Origin of the sequence: Mycobacterium sp. (genome assembly GCF_025933915.1) — a bacterium.
Classification (GTDB): domain Bacteria; phylum Actinomycetota; class Actinomycetes; order Mycobacteriales; family Mycobacteriaceae; genus Mycobacterium.
Window position 1 is genome coordinate 17,112 of record NZ_JAICZA010000047.1, and the last position, 12,311, is coordinate 29,422.

Genomic DNA, 12,311 nt, shown 5'->3' on the forward strand with positions numbered 1-12,311 from the left:
AATAAACCCAGCAGTTATCAGCCGGCGGGGCCAGGTAACCATGGCCCCACCGGCTAGGGAAACAAGTCTGGGGCTTCGAACTAGAAACAGGCGCAACGACAGTGGCTGATCACGGGTAGCCGCCGCAGACGTTGCCGACGCAACCGCCGCCACCGCCCGGACCGCCGCTGCCACCGCCAACGCCGGGAATGCTGCCACCACCGCCGCCGGGACCGCCGCCGCCGGACGGGCCACCGGGCACGCCGCCGCCCCCGCCGCCGGGACCGCCGCCGCCGGTCGGGCCACCGGGCACGCCGCCACCGCCGCCGCCCGGTCCACCGCCGCCGCTCGGGCCGCCGCCGCCTTCACCGGGTGTCGTGGACGGCACGACGCTCGACGATGGCGTGGTCGTCGGGGTGGTCGTGCTGCTCGGGCCTTCTTTGTGACCGCCGCCGCATCCGACCGCCAGTACCAGCATGGCCGCGCCGCCGAACAGGGCAACCGTCGTCCTCGGTCCAGATCCCATCAGATTCCCCAATCTTCGCGTGCGCCACATCGCGCCGCCCACCTTTTCTTACCCCGGGGGACCGACGCGCAAACTACTTCCGGCCCGAGATTGCGGTGCACGAAGGTGGCCCATCAGACGGGTGCGACGGGCCATGGGCGGGAAAGCGGCGTCCGAACAATTGCACTGGCGAAGCGCTTATCGGCACCAACTTGATCTGACCAACAAGGGTCTTTGAAAGCCGATGGCCCATCTCGGGCCTATGGACCATCGGCGAACAGAATCGTATCTGTATTGGCGGGTCGTCGTACGCGGAATTTCTACACTCGTTAATTAGAAAATTCCTTAATTCACTAATGAGACGTCAGGCACCACTGTCTCGCCGGCCCGCGCACGGCTGTGACCAGGGCCGCAGCCGAACCGCGGCTACCCCTCTTTGGTGATCAGCTTGCGCAACGCCACCCGGTCGGGCTTCAGCAGTTCGGCGATGCGGGGCTGGTTCACCTCGGCGACGATGATCTCGCCGACCTCCTGGTAGACCTCGCTGAAGATGCCGTGGGATTTCATCTTCGAGGTCTGATAGAGGTTGTCCTCGGTGGGCGTCACATAGATCACCCCGTCGGCCTTGAAGCGGTGCACCAGCCAGAGGTGGATCAGGGTCATCAGCCGCTTCTGCCGGAGCTTTTCGGCGAAGGTGTTCTGGTCGCGCACCTGAAGGATGCTGCGGCCGTGCCGGTCCTTGATCGGATCGACGACCACATTGGCCAGCTGCTCGTCGCCGTTGCCGTAGATGCCGAGTTCGAGCACGTCCGAGCCGGCGCGGCGGGGCCGCAGTTGCACCCGCAGTTTCTCCCCGAGGTCGTAATTTTCGCTCCACATCGTCAGCCACTCCTCCAGCAGCTTCTTCGGCACCTCGGTCTGCACCAGGTGCTGGTGCTGGGTCGAGCCCTCACCCATTGACTTGGTGGTTGCGGTGCGGCCCGAGGAGGCGGTCAGCGCCGCGTCGCTGCGCGGCCCACCGGCCAGGGTTTGCGGTGTGCGGTAAGGAGATTCGACCAGGCGCATCTTGCGCTGCAGGCGGGCCAGCGCCAGCATGCCATCCTGTTGCAGCGAGGTGGCGAACTCCTCGGCGGCCACGCCGTCGATTTGGTGTCCGCCATAGGTGATGAAGTTGAAGACGAAGCCCATCCTGCCCAGTTCCTCGGGGAACTCCTTCATCTGCTCGTCGGTCATGCCGGTGGTGTCCCAGTTGAACGACGGGGACAGGTTGTAGGCCAGCATCTGGTCGGGGAACTGGGCGTGGATCGCGTCGGCGAACTGCCGGGCATCGTCCAGGTCGGCGGTCTTGGTCTCCATCCACAGGATGTCGGCGAACGGCGCGGCCGCCAGTGATTTGGCGATGGCGTACGGGATGCCTCCGCGGATCTGGTAGTAGCCCTCGGGCGTCTTCGATAGTTCGCAGTCCCAACCAGGGTCGACGCCCAACTCCTTCGCCTTTGCCTTGGCGGAGTACAGCGATGCACCGGCCGCGAAAACCCGCCATTCGTCGGCGCTCATATCGGCCGGTTCGCCTTCGCTGGCGGCGAACGCGAGCACGTCGGCGACGGCCTCGCCGTAGGTCATCAGGCCGGCGTCGTCCTCCCAGGCCGCCACGAATCGCGACTCGACTTGGTCGAACAGGTCGTCGATCGATTGTTGACCGTTCTCGCGCCAGGCGTTGACCGCGTCGGAGATCACGCCCTGGATCCCTTGGCGCTCAAGCCATGCGGCGGCCTCGGCGTACTCGCCTTCGGGCAGCGCGTAGAGAAGGTGACCGTTGAGGTCCTTGACCCCGAGCTCGTAGAAGCGACGCACCAACGCCAGGAAACAGGACTTGTACGAAGGAATCTTGAGGTTGGTGGCGCCGAGCAGGAACGGCTGGTCGCGCTCGTCGGCGCGGCTGTCCAGCAGGTTGGCGGCCTCGGCGTCGGTGCGGGCGACGATGATGCCCGGCACCTGCATGATGTCGAGCTGGAAGCGCGCGGCGTTGAGGCGCTTGATTTGTTCGTCGGACGGCACCAAGACCTTGCCGCCCTGATGGCCGCACTTCTTGGTGCCGGGGCGCTGGTCCTCGATGTGGTAGCCGGGCACGCCGACCTCGACGAACCGCCGGATCAGGTTGCGCACGTGCGGGTCACCGCCGTGGCCGGTGTCCGCGTCGGCGATGATGAACGGACGATAGTCGTACGCGGTAGCCGTGGCGCGCTGCTGTTCGCTCATCTGCAGTCGCTGGTACTGCTGGTTGCGGTCGGCGGTGAGCAGGGCGCGCACCAGCACCGCGGCGTCGTCGGGCACCTGACTCAGCGGGTAGCTGGCAAGGTCGGGACCGGGATCTTCGGTGGTCGACCCCTTGGCCGAGGTTGCCCAACCGCCCAGGTAGATCCCCTCGATGCCCATGCGCTTCATCGCGACCGCCTGGCCGGGCGAGTACGGGCCGAACGTCGTGATGCTCTTCTTCTCGGCGAACAGCTCGCGCAACCGTTCGTAGAACGCCGCCGCCGCGTTTCGTGCCACCGTGTAGTCCGTGGGTATGGTGCCACGCTGCTCTGCCACCTGGCGGGCGGTGTACAGGCGGGTAATGCGAGCAAAGCGCGGATCGTCGAAGTATCGCTGCGTGGCAGCGACCTCGTCGTCAAACGATGGCCGGACTTGGGTGTCCTTGTCGATGATCGCCATGTCTTACGCCCCTCTCCGGCACGACTCCACTGAACGTGAGTCTATCCCCGCGAAGGGCAGTTCACTCAGGAGCCGAAAGACTGAGCCAAAGGGATTGTAAATGCCTTGGGGCACACGGTATTTCGATATGGTAGTGATTACGGGGCGGCCGCTTGCCCGCTCAGCCAGTCGCGCTGACGACGGACGAATCCCGCGTCGACGACCTTGCCGTGGCCCGGGACGTAGGCCGCGTCGGGTCCGCCGACCGCCAGCAACCGGTCGAGGGTCGCCGGCCAGGCCGCGACGTCGGAATCGGCGTCGATCGCAGGGGCGGCGGACTCCTCGACCAGGTCACCGGTGAACACCACCACCCGTTCGCGGTCATTGGTCGCCGGCGCGACCACCACCAGGTCCGAGGTGGTGTGGCCGCGGCCGAGGTAACTGATCGTCACCGTCCGGTCCCCCAGGTCGACCGCGGCGTCGTAGATCCCGTGGTGCGGCGGCCGCAAGGCGGCGATCGCCGCGTCCACCTCGGTGATGTCGGCGCCATAACGCAGCGCGTCCACCCGGATCTGATCCGTCGCCGCGGTGAGGTACCCGACCACCTCGGGCGCGCAATAGATCTGCGCCCCGCCAAATACCGACGAGCCCAAGACATGGTCGAAGTGCTTGTGTGTCAAGACGATATGGCTCACCGGACGCCCGGCAAGCAGCCGGACATCGGCATCGATCGCGGCCGCTTCAGCGAGGGTGGTACCGGTATCGACGAGCAACGCTGCGGTGCGACCGCGCACCAGACCGACGGTGACATCGCAGAACGGGAGCCGGCAGCGATGCACGCTGCTGGTCAGCCGTTCCCAGGCGAGATGCACACCCAGGAAGGTAGCCCCGGCTTGCTTCCAGGGGCCGACGCGGTCGGTTTCGAGCGTCACCGCAGCGGCTATCTCCTCGACATGGCTATCACCGATTCCCGCGAGGTCGTCATCGAAGCGACGCCCGACGAAATCCTGGAAGTGTTGTTCGACCTCGAGTCCTTGACCGAATGGTCGTCGGCGCACAAAAAGGTCGAAGTGCTCGAGCGCGACGACCAGAACCACCCGACCAGGTCCAAGCAGGTGGTCAAACTCGTCGGCGTCAGCGACGAACAGGAGCTCGCGTACACCGTCCACGACGACGGAGTCGGGTGGACCCTGGTCAGCTCCAAACAGCAACGCGCTCAGGAGGGGCGATACACGTTGACGCCCGACGGGGACGCCACCCGGGTCCGCTTCGACCTCACCGTCGACCTCCTCATGCCCGTTCCCGGATTCCTGGTTAAGAAGGGCGCGAAAAGCCTGATGGACACGGCCACCGACGGATTGCGCAGGCGGGTGCTGGAAGTCGAGAAGCGCGGTAAGTGATCGGATTGACCGCGGGGAAACGCAAGCTTCCGCAGCGCGCCTGCCCGGGTCAGACTGTCTTCATGGACTCGACGCTGGCGTTTCGCCGAATCGCGGCGCTCATGGGCGGGGCGGCGCTGCTGGGGTCGTTGGCCGGCTGCGGCGGACACGGTGATAGCCCCATGACATCGTCTTCGGCACCGAAGGTCACGACCCTCGGGCGGACGGCGCCCGACGCGCCCGCCGGCGGCCCGTTGACGATCAGCAGCCCGGCATTCGCCGACGGCGCGCCGATTCCGGTGCAGTACACCTGCAAAGGCGCCGACATCGCACCGCCGTTGGCTTGGTCGGCCCCGTTGGGCGCGGCACTCATCGTCGACGACCCCGACGCCCCGGCCGGGTTGTACGTCCACTGGCTGGTGGTCGGGATCGCGCCCGGATCCGGCAGCACGGCCGAGGGTCAGACTCCGGCCGGCGCAACGACTCTGCCGAACACGGCCGGCCGGCCCGCGTATCAGGGCCCCTGTCCGCCGGCGGGAACCGGCATACATCATTACCGGTTCACTCTCTATCAGCTTCCCAATGATTACCAGCTGCCCGGCGGCCTGGCCGGAGTGCAGGCCGAGCAGACGATTGCCGGCGCCGCGACGGCGCAGGCGCAGCTGGTCGGCGCGTTCGGCGGTTGATCCGTCCGGGTTAGGACGCGTCGGCGAGCACCTGATAGCCGGCGTTGTACCCGGGGGTGAAGGTGATACCCGGTCCGCCATGGCAGCCGGCGCCACCGAGGTAGAGGCCGACGATCGGGATAGGTGAATCGAGGAAGCCTTTGGGACCGGGCCGGTTGGGGCCCATCAGGTCTGGGTGCAGGAGCCCGTGGCAGAAGTCGCCGTCGGGCGCGCCGAACATGGTGTTCATGTGGTAGGGCGCGAACGTGATGTGGCGTATCACGATGTCCTTGAAGTTCGGCGCGAACCTGGCGATCTTGTCGATAACCCGTTGCGCCATATCATTTTTGAGGTGCCCATGCTGCTCACGGTCGACTTCGACCGGAAAGGCGTAGGCGAACGCGCTCGCGGCGTGCTTGCCGGGCGGCGCCATGCCCGGGTCGTGCACCGACGGGATCTGCATGCCCATCGACGGGTTGTCCGGAACGATGCCCCGCCGGCAATTTTCCCAGTGCAGCTGCTGCTCCTCGGGCGACCCGAAGATGCCGACCGACTGTTGCATGCCCTCTTCGTTGAGGAACTCATACGGCGGGGCGAATTCGGGCAGCCCGTCCAGAGCGAAGTGGATCTGCACGAAGGAGGCGCGGTGGTCGCGGCCGGACACGCGCGAGACCAGCTCCGCGGGAACGTGTTCGGGCGCGATGAGCTCGGTGAGGGTGACGTCGGGTGACAGGTTGGACACCACGACCGGCGCCGAGATCGTCGACCCGTCGCGCAGTCGCACGCCGGTCACCTTCTGCTGGTCGACGAGGATCTGCTCGGCCCTGGTGCGGAAACGGATCTCGCCGCCGTGCGAGATGAAGAGCTCGCGCAGGTGTTCGGTCAGTGCGCCGATGCCGCCCTTCAGCTTGGTCATCATCGCGGTGCTGCCGTCGGGCACCGCAAGCGCGAACGCCAAACATGTTGCGCTGCCCGGCGTATACGGGCCGCGGTAGGTGGAGTTGACGGCCAGGAATGCCAGCATCCCGCGCATGACCGCGTGCTTTTGGGTGTCGGGCAGATAGCGGTCGATCACGTCCATCGCCGAACCGAACAGCATGTCGTGGATGGCCCGGCGTTCGGCGTCGTTGGTCGCACAGGCATACATCTCGTCAAGGGTCTTGGGCGGCTGGCGTACGTCGAAGCGGCCCAGCGCCTTCGCCGGCCCCTGGCTCCAACCGATCAATTCGGCCATGCCGGTGACGGCCTCGACGCCGTGTTTCTCGCCCAGGTGCGTCATCAGTTGCATCGGGTCGCGATAGAAGATCATGGGTTCTTCACCGTGTTCGCCGATGTTGGTCGACATCACCTCGGGCTCCACCGCCGGCAGTGTGTCGAGCCCGAGGTCCTTGGTGAGTTGGCTTGCCATGGGGAACTGCACCGAACCGGCGATCTCATATCGGAAGCCGTCGATCAATTCGACCGTCGCCGCCATGCCACCGGCATAGGTGTTCGCTTCCAGGCACAGCGTGCGCAGGCCCGCGCGCTGCAGGATCGCCGCGGCGGTCAGCCCGTTGTGCCCGGCCCCCACCACGATCGCGTCGTAATCCGTTGTGCTCATGGCCCTCGCCTCCGTCGGGTTACCGAGTTGCAGAATATGTCAGTACTGACATAATTGGAAGATGTCAGTGACGACCACTTCGGCCGGGATACGATCTCCCCTGAGATGACCGCCCCGGGCAACCGTCACGAACAGCGACGACGATCGACGCATGAGGCACTTCGGCGCGCCGCATTGAAGAGCTTCGCCCGCAAGGGTTTTGCGAACGTCACCGTCACCGAGCTGGCGCGCGAGGCCGGAGTCACCGAGCGCACCTTCTTCAGGCACTTCCCCACCAAGGAAGCCGTCCTTTTCCAGGACTACGAGACGCAGCTGGAATGGTTGGCCGAGGCGCTCGCGCAACGCCCGCCGTCCGAGTCGCTGTTCGATGCGGTGCTGGCCAGCGTTGCCGCCTTCCCGCACGACCTCGAAGTGGTCCGCCAGGCCGCGAGCGCGCGCGCGGAACTGATCAGCGCCGACCGGATCGCCGGCCACCTCCGGGTGGTGCAGTCCTCGTTCGCGCGCGTGCTCACCGATTTCGTCAGAACGCGCAACCCGGACGTGGCGAACATCGACCTGCTCGCCGAGGTCGCGGGTTCTGCGCTCGCCGCGGCCCTCGTTGCGGCAGTGGAGAATTGGGGCCGCAGGGGTTGCACGGGTGACCTCGGCGACGACGTGGCCACAAGTCTGGGTTTGGTGCGCTCCGGACTGGCGCTGCTTGCCTGAGCGACCCCCACAGCTCCGCCGCGGTTGTCACGGGCGCCCGCCCGAATCGCGCGACGGTGTGCTGAAGTGAGTAACACCATGGCATTGCATACGCGCGTGACGGAGTTCTTCGGTATCGAGCACCCCATCCTGCTCGCGCCGATGGCGCTGGTCTCTGGGGGCCGGCTCGCGGCGGCGGTGACGTCGGCGGGTGGGCTGGGCCTCATCGGCGGGGGCTACGGCGACGCCCGATGGCTGGAGCGCGAATTCGACCACGCGGGTGCGGCGAGGGTCGGATGCGGATTCATCACCTGGAGCCTGGCCCGCGACCCGGGCGTGCTCGACATCGCGCTGGTCCGGCAACCGGCGACGGTCATGTTGTCGTTCGGCGACGTGCGGCCGTTCGCGGATCGCATCCACGGCGCCGGCGTTGCCCTCACCGCCCAGGTGCAGAACCTCGACCAGACACGCCGTGCGGTGGACGCCGGGGCGAAGGTCATCGTGGCGCAGGGCAGCGAGGCGGGCGGCCATGGAATGAGCGGGCGGTCGACCTTCACGTTGGTGCCCGAAGTCGTTGACCTCGTGGCCGAACGTTCGCCCGACACGTTGGTGGTGGCCGCCGGTGGCGTCGGCGATGGCCGCGGGTTGGCGGCCGCGCTGGCGCTGGGCGCCGACGGCGCGGTCGTGGGAACGAGGTTCTGGGCGTCGCCGGAGGCGTTGGTGTCAGCGCGAGCGCAGCAGCGCGCCGTGGCGGCGCATGGCGACGACACCGTGCGCACCCGCGTCTATGACGTTGTGCGCGGTCTCGCTTGGCCCGCCGAATACGACGCGCGGGCGCTGGGGAACGCGTTCCTGAACACCTGGCACGGTAACGAGGCCGAGCTGTCGGCGCAGCTGCCCCACGTGGCTTCCGGCTACGAGAAGGCCGTCGCCGCAGAGGATTTCGATACCGCAGCCATATTGACCGGCGAAGTGGTGGGACGCGTCCGCGATGTGCGTCCGGCCGCCGACATCGTCGCCGACATGGTCACCGAAGCGGCATACATCCTCAACCGGGCCCCCGGGGCCTAGACGCCGAGCTGAGCGTCTGGTTTGCTCAGCTCGATACCTCATTTCCGCGGGCAGGAGTTCGCTGATGGCCCGTCTCAACGTGCCGGACGGCCCCGGCGGCGAAGCCGCCATGATCTGGACGCTACGGCCACAACTCGCCGGCATGGTCGAACGCATGATCCGCGGTGCCTATCAGCAGAGCATCCTGCCCGCCGACGAGCGTGAGCTGGCCAGAATGCGGATCGCACAGATCAACGATTGCGTCGCGTGCTCGGGCTTTCGCGCCCCGTCGGTGCTGGATGCCGGTGTGGCACCCGAGCTGTACGACAACGTCGCCGCGTATGCCAGCTACCCCGGTTACACGCCGCGTCAGCGCCTTGCCATTGAATACGCCGAGCGCTTCGCCAACGATCACGCATCTATGAACGATGCGTTCTTCCAACGACTTCGGGATTCGTTCTCGGACGAGGAGATCCTGGATCTCACGCTGTGCGTCGCCGTCTTTCTCGGCCTGGGGCGCTCCTTGACCGTGCTGGGCATCGACCAGTCCTGCGCCATCGACCTCTAACCACGCATCGGGAAGGAACCCATGGACATCGCCACCGTCGACGAGCTGCTGAGCACCACACGGTCGGTGCGCAAACGGCTCGACCTGACCCGGCCGGTCAGCCGCGACGTGATTCTGGAATGCATCCAGCTGGCGATGCAGGCGCCCACGGCGAGCAACACGCAGGACTGGCGTTGGCTGGTGATCACGGACGCCGACAAGCGAGCGGCCATCGCCGAGATCTACCGCAGCATCGGTGCGCAGTACCTGGCGTACGCGGCCGACAATGCGACGGACCCGCAGACGCAGCGGGTCTACCAGAGCGCGATGAGCCTGACCGAAACGCTGGCACAAGTTCCGGTGCACGTCATTCCCTGCCTCAGCCAGCGCATCGACACCGCGGAACCGGGCATTGCGGCGGCGGCGTGGGCGTCGATCATCCCGGCGGGCTGGAGCTTTCTGCTGGCGCTCCGGTCGCGCGGGCTGGGATCGGTCTGGACGACGATGCATCTGTTCAAGGAGCAGGAGGTGGCCGAGCTGCTCGGCATTCCGCCCACCGTCACGCAAGCCGCGTTGTTTCCCGTCGCCTACACGATCGGCACCGACTTCCGCCCGGCCGCGCGGCCGCCCGCCGCGACGATCACCTACTGGGACACCTGGGAACGGCCTATAGGAGAAAGCTGATGCAGTCCTACACCGTGCGATTCCACATCGATGCCCCGCCGCGGAAAGTCTGGCGAGTGCTGCATCCGCCGGCGCCGCCGAACGCCCCGCGCCCGCGGGTGCTCAGGTGGCCGACCGGCAGCATGGAAATCCTCAACGAGGGCAACGAAGCCGGCGAGGGCCTGGTCCGCACCTGCGTCTTCGAGGTGCCCAAATACCTGCTGACCGGCGGCCGGGCGCGCTCCTGGGAGACCGTGACCGAAGCCGAGATCAACAAACTGTCGCGTTACGTGGCCGTCGGCGCCCCGCTGTGGTCGCGCGCCGAGGGATATCACCAGCTCGAAGAGCAGCCCGACGGAACCACCGTGCTCACGTTCCACGAGACCTACCACGCCTACAACCCGGTGCTGCGCTTCTTTCTCGAACGGCCGGTACACGCGAAGATCTCCCGCGACAACCTCGAGACGTACGAACATGCGCTCGGTCACGCGGGCCCGGTGCAACGGCTCGTTTAGACCTTCCTTGCTGCTCGGTTCGTTGCACAACGCCGTGAATTAGGTTCTTGACCCCGGTACCCTCGATTTCTATGGGTGGAGTAGCTACTGCGGCACGGTTGGCTGCTGCGTGTTTGACGGTCGCGGGCTGGGCCGCGTCGACGGTGGTTGCCGGCGCCGATCCGGACGAGACACGGGGGCCGGTACCGGGGCCAGCGGCGTCGCCGTCGCCGGCTGCTGCACCGTCGCCGGCGGCGTCACCAGCACCTTCAGTCTCACCGGCGCCCGCAGCGTCGCCCGGGGCAGAACCGGCTCCCCCGCCGCCAGGGCCGAAAACCACCATCGACCAGGACGGCATCTACGCCGTGGGGTCCGACATCGCGCCGGGCACCTACAGCTCCGGCGGGCCCGTCGGCAACGGCACGTGTTACTGGAAACGGAGCGGCAATCCCGACGGCGCACTCATTGACAACGCCATGAGCAAAAAGCCGCAGGTCGTGCAGATTGATCCGGGCGACAAATCGTTCAAGACCTCGGGCTGCCAGCCCTGGCAACTGACGCCGGACGCGGTCCCACCCGCGCAAGTGCCGCCCGCGGGTGTGCAGGGCGCGCTCGGCATCCTCAACGGTTTGATGGGCGGAAACGGACAGCGCGCCCCGCAAGCCCCGGCCGCCGCGCCGGCAACCCCGCAAGTCCCGGCGGCCGCGCCGGCCACCCCGCAAGTCCCGGCGGCCGCGCCGGCCACCCCGCAAGTCCCGGCGGCCGCGCCGGCAACCCCGCAAGTCCCGGCGGCCGCGCCGGCAACCCCGGCCACCCCGCAAGCGCCCGCGGCCGCGCCGGCAACCCCGGTGGCCCCGCAAGCCGCGCACTCCTGACCGGCCTGGCTAGCCTCCGCCGCTGACCAGCCGCGACCCGCTGTCGGCGCGTTTTCGCTACGGTGGCGCCGTGGCCAGTACGCAGCAGATTGTCGTGGTCGGTGCCGGCGTGAGCGGACTGACGTCGGCCATTTGCCTGGCCGAGGCGGGCTGGCCGGTCCGCGTATGGGCGGCCACCATGCCACGGAAAACGACCTCGGCGGTGGCGGGCGCCGTCTGCGCACCGCGGCCGATGCGGCCCAGTGGGAAAGCCGCGGAGTGGAACAAACACTCGCTCGGGGTATTTCGCGACTTGGCCCAGGACCCGACCACGGGGGTCCTGATGGCCCCGGCGGTGATCGTCGGGGACGTCGACGCAAACCAGCAGAAACTGATCCACGACCTGCGGCCGGCAGAGCCCGCCGACCTTCCGGCGGGCTTCGACTCGGGGTTTCGCGGCAGCATGCCGATGATCGACATGCCGCATTATCTGGACTATCTGACACGGCGGCTGGCAACGGCCGGCTGCGAAATCGAAGAGCGTCCCGTTCGATCCTTGGCCGAGGCCGCCGACGCCGCCGGAATCATCGTCAACTGCACCGGCCTCGCGGCGCGCGAACTCGCCGGTGACAACGCCGTCGAGCCACTATTCGGACAGCATGTCGTGTTGACCAATCCCGGTCTGCGACAACTATTTTTGAACATGACGCAGGAGCCGGAATTCACCTGCTACTTCCCCCACCCGCAGCGGGTGGTGTGCGGCGGGGTGAGCATCCGCGGCCGCGACGATACCGCGGATCCCGAGATCACCGAACAGATCCTCGATCGCTGCCGGCGCGTCGAGCCGCGACTCGCCGAAGCCGAGGTGATCGACGTCATCACCGGATTGCGTCCTCACCGTGACTCGGTGCGTGTGGAAGCCGAGCCGTTCGGGCGCGCGCGGTGCATCCACAACTACGGGCACGGTGGCAACGGCGTCACCTTATCCTGGGGTTGCGCGCGCGACGTGCTGAGCCTGGTCAGCGGCCCCTGACTCAGGCGCCGGTGCGGCGAATTATCAAGGACAGCAACCAACTGACGATCGACAAGACGATCGCGGCCCAAATTGCGGTCCACCAAAAGTGGTCGATCTGCAGGCCCCAGTGGGTGGTGTGCTCGGTGATTCGCGCGGTGATCCAGAGCATCAGCGCATTGATG

13 protein-coding genes and 1 pseudogene are annotated in these 12,311 nt (G+C 67.2%); 9 read left to right on the forward strand and 5 right to left on the reverse strand.

All coding sequences use genetic code 11. The annotated features are described in order from the left end of the window. Window positions 1-109 precede the first annotated feature (109 nt). From Q0W90_RS10000 to Q0W90_RS10010, 3 genes are all read right to left on the reverse strand, one after another. Window positions 110-505 carry a hypothetical protein gene (locus tag Q0W90_RS10000; protein WP_297774379.1) on the reverse strand — a complete coding sequence of 132 codons (396 nt, stop codon included), beginning with the start codon at window positions 503-505 and terminating at the stop codon, window positions 110-112. Window positions 506-910: 405 nt separating this feature from the next. Beyond that, window positions 911-3,199, reverse strand: coding sequence for an isocitrate lyase ICL2 (aceA, locus tag Q0W90_RS10005; RefSeq protein ID WP_297774381.1), 2,289 nt, complete (start codon window positions 3,197-3,199; stop codon window positions 911-913). 137 nt (window positions 3,200-3,336) lie between these two features. Continuing rightward, complete coding sequence (locus tag Q0W90_RS10010) at window positions 3,337-4,050, reverse strand: MBL fold metallo-hydrolase (RefSeq protein ID WP_297774388.1); 714 nt, start codon at window positions 4,048-4,050, stop codon at window positions 3,337-3,339. Between the two features lie 81 nt (window positions 4,051-4,131). Here Q0W90_RS10010 and Q0W90_RS10015 point away from each other — a divergent pair, with 81 nt between their 5' ends. Together Q0W90_RS10015 and Q0W90_RS10020 are read left to right on the forward strand one after the other, a co-directional pair. Then, a complete protein-coding gene (locus Q0W90_RS10015; RefSeq protein ID WP_297600227.1) occupies window positions 4,132-4,578 on the forward strand; it encodes an SRPBCC family protein in 447 nt (148 codons plus the stop codon). 62 nt (window positions 4,579-4,640) lie between these two features. Next, on the forward strand, window positions 4,641-5,243 hold the full coding sequence (locus tag Q0W90_RS10020) for a YbhB/YbcL family Raf kinase inhibitor-like protein (RefSeq protein WP_297600225.1): 603 nt from the start codon (window positions 4,641-4,643) through the stop codon (window positions 5,241-5,243). Window positions 5,244-5,253: 10 nt separating this feature from the next. Here Q0W90_RS10020 and Q0W90_RS10025 read toward each other — a convergent pair whose 3' ends face one another. After that, window positions 5,254-6,822 (reverse strand): NAD(P)/FAD-dependent oxidoreductase, encoded by a 1,569-nt coding sequence (locus Q0W90_RS10025; protein WP_297600222.1) that lies wholly within the window; start codon window positions 6,820-6,822, stop codon window positions 5,254-5,256. A 105-nt stretch (window positions 6,823-6,927) separates the two neighbouring features. Between Q0W90_RS10025 and Q0W90_RS10030 the strand changes: the two genes are divergently transcribed. The 7 genes and pseudogenes from Q0W90_RS10030 (at window position 6,928) to Q0W90_RS10060 (ending at window position 12,147) form a co-directional block, all read left to right on the forward strand. After that, window positions 6,928-7,527 carry a TetR/AcrR family transcriptional regulator gene (locus Q0W90_RS10030; RefSeq protein WP_297700214.1) on the forward strand — a complete coding sequence of 200 codons (600 nt, stop codon included), beginning with the start codon at window positions 6,928-6,930 and terminating at the stop codon, window positions 7,525-7,527. A gap of 78 nt (window positions 7,528-7,605) precedes the next feature. Then, on the forward strand, window positions 7,606-8,577 hold the full coding sequence (locus tag Q0W90_RS10035; protein ID WP_297600216.1) for a nitronate monooxygenase: 972 nt from the start codon (window positions 7,606-7,608) through the stop codon (window positions 8,575-8,577). Between the two features lie 64 nt (window positions 8,578-8,641). Next, window positions 8,642-9,124: a carboxymuconolactone decarboxylase family protein gene (locus Q0W90_RS10040; RefSeq protein ID WP_297600213.1), complete on the forward strand. Its 483-nt coding sequence runs from the start codon at window positions 8,642-8,644 to the stop codon at window positions 9,122-9,124. 21 nt (window positions 9,125-9,145) lie between these two features. Continuing rightward, entirely contained in the window at window positions 9,146-9,787 is a 642-nt protein-coding gene (locus tag Q0W90_RS10045) for a nitroreductase family protein (protein ID WP_297700212.1), read from the forward strand. Beyond that, on the forward strand, window positions 9,787-10,281 hold the full coding sequence (locus Q0W90_RS10050) for an SRPBCC family protein (protein ID WP_297700210.1): 495 nt from the start codon (window positions 9,787-9,789) through the stop codon (window positions 10,279-10,281). The genes Q0W90_RS10045 and Q0W90_RS10050 overlap by 1 nt, the downstream gene beginning before the upstream one ends. A 71-nt stretch (window positions 10,282-10,352) precedes the next feature. Then, window positions 10,353-10,922: pseudogene (locus Q0W90_RS10055) on the forward strand (hypothetical protein); the annotation flags it as partial. A 283-nt stretch (window positions 10,923-11,205) separates the two neighbouring features. Beyond that, window positions 11,206-12,147 carry an FAD-dependent oxidoreductase gene (locus tag Q0W90_RS10060; protein WP_297774384.1) on the forward strand — a complete coding sequence of 314 codons (942 nt, stop codon included), beginning with the start codon at window positions 11,206-11,208 and terminating at the stop codon, window positions 12,145-12,147. A gap of 1 nt (window position 12,148) precedes the next feature. On the opposite strand, the gene Q0W90_RS10065 is transcribed toward Q0W90_RS10060, so the two are convergent. Then, on the reverse strand, window positions 12,149-12,311 hold a 163-nt coding region (locus Q0W90_RS10065), incomplete at its 5' end, for a phage holin family protein (RefSeq protein ID WP_297774390.1).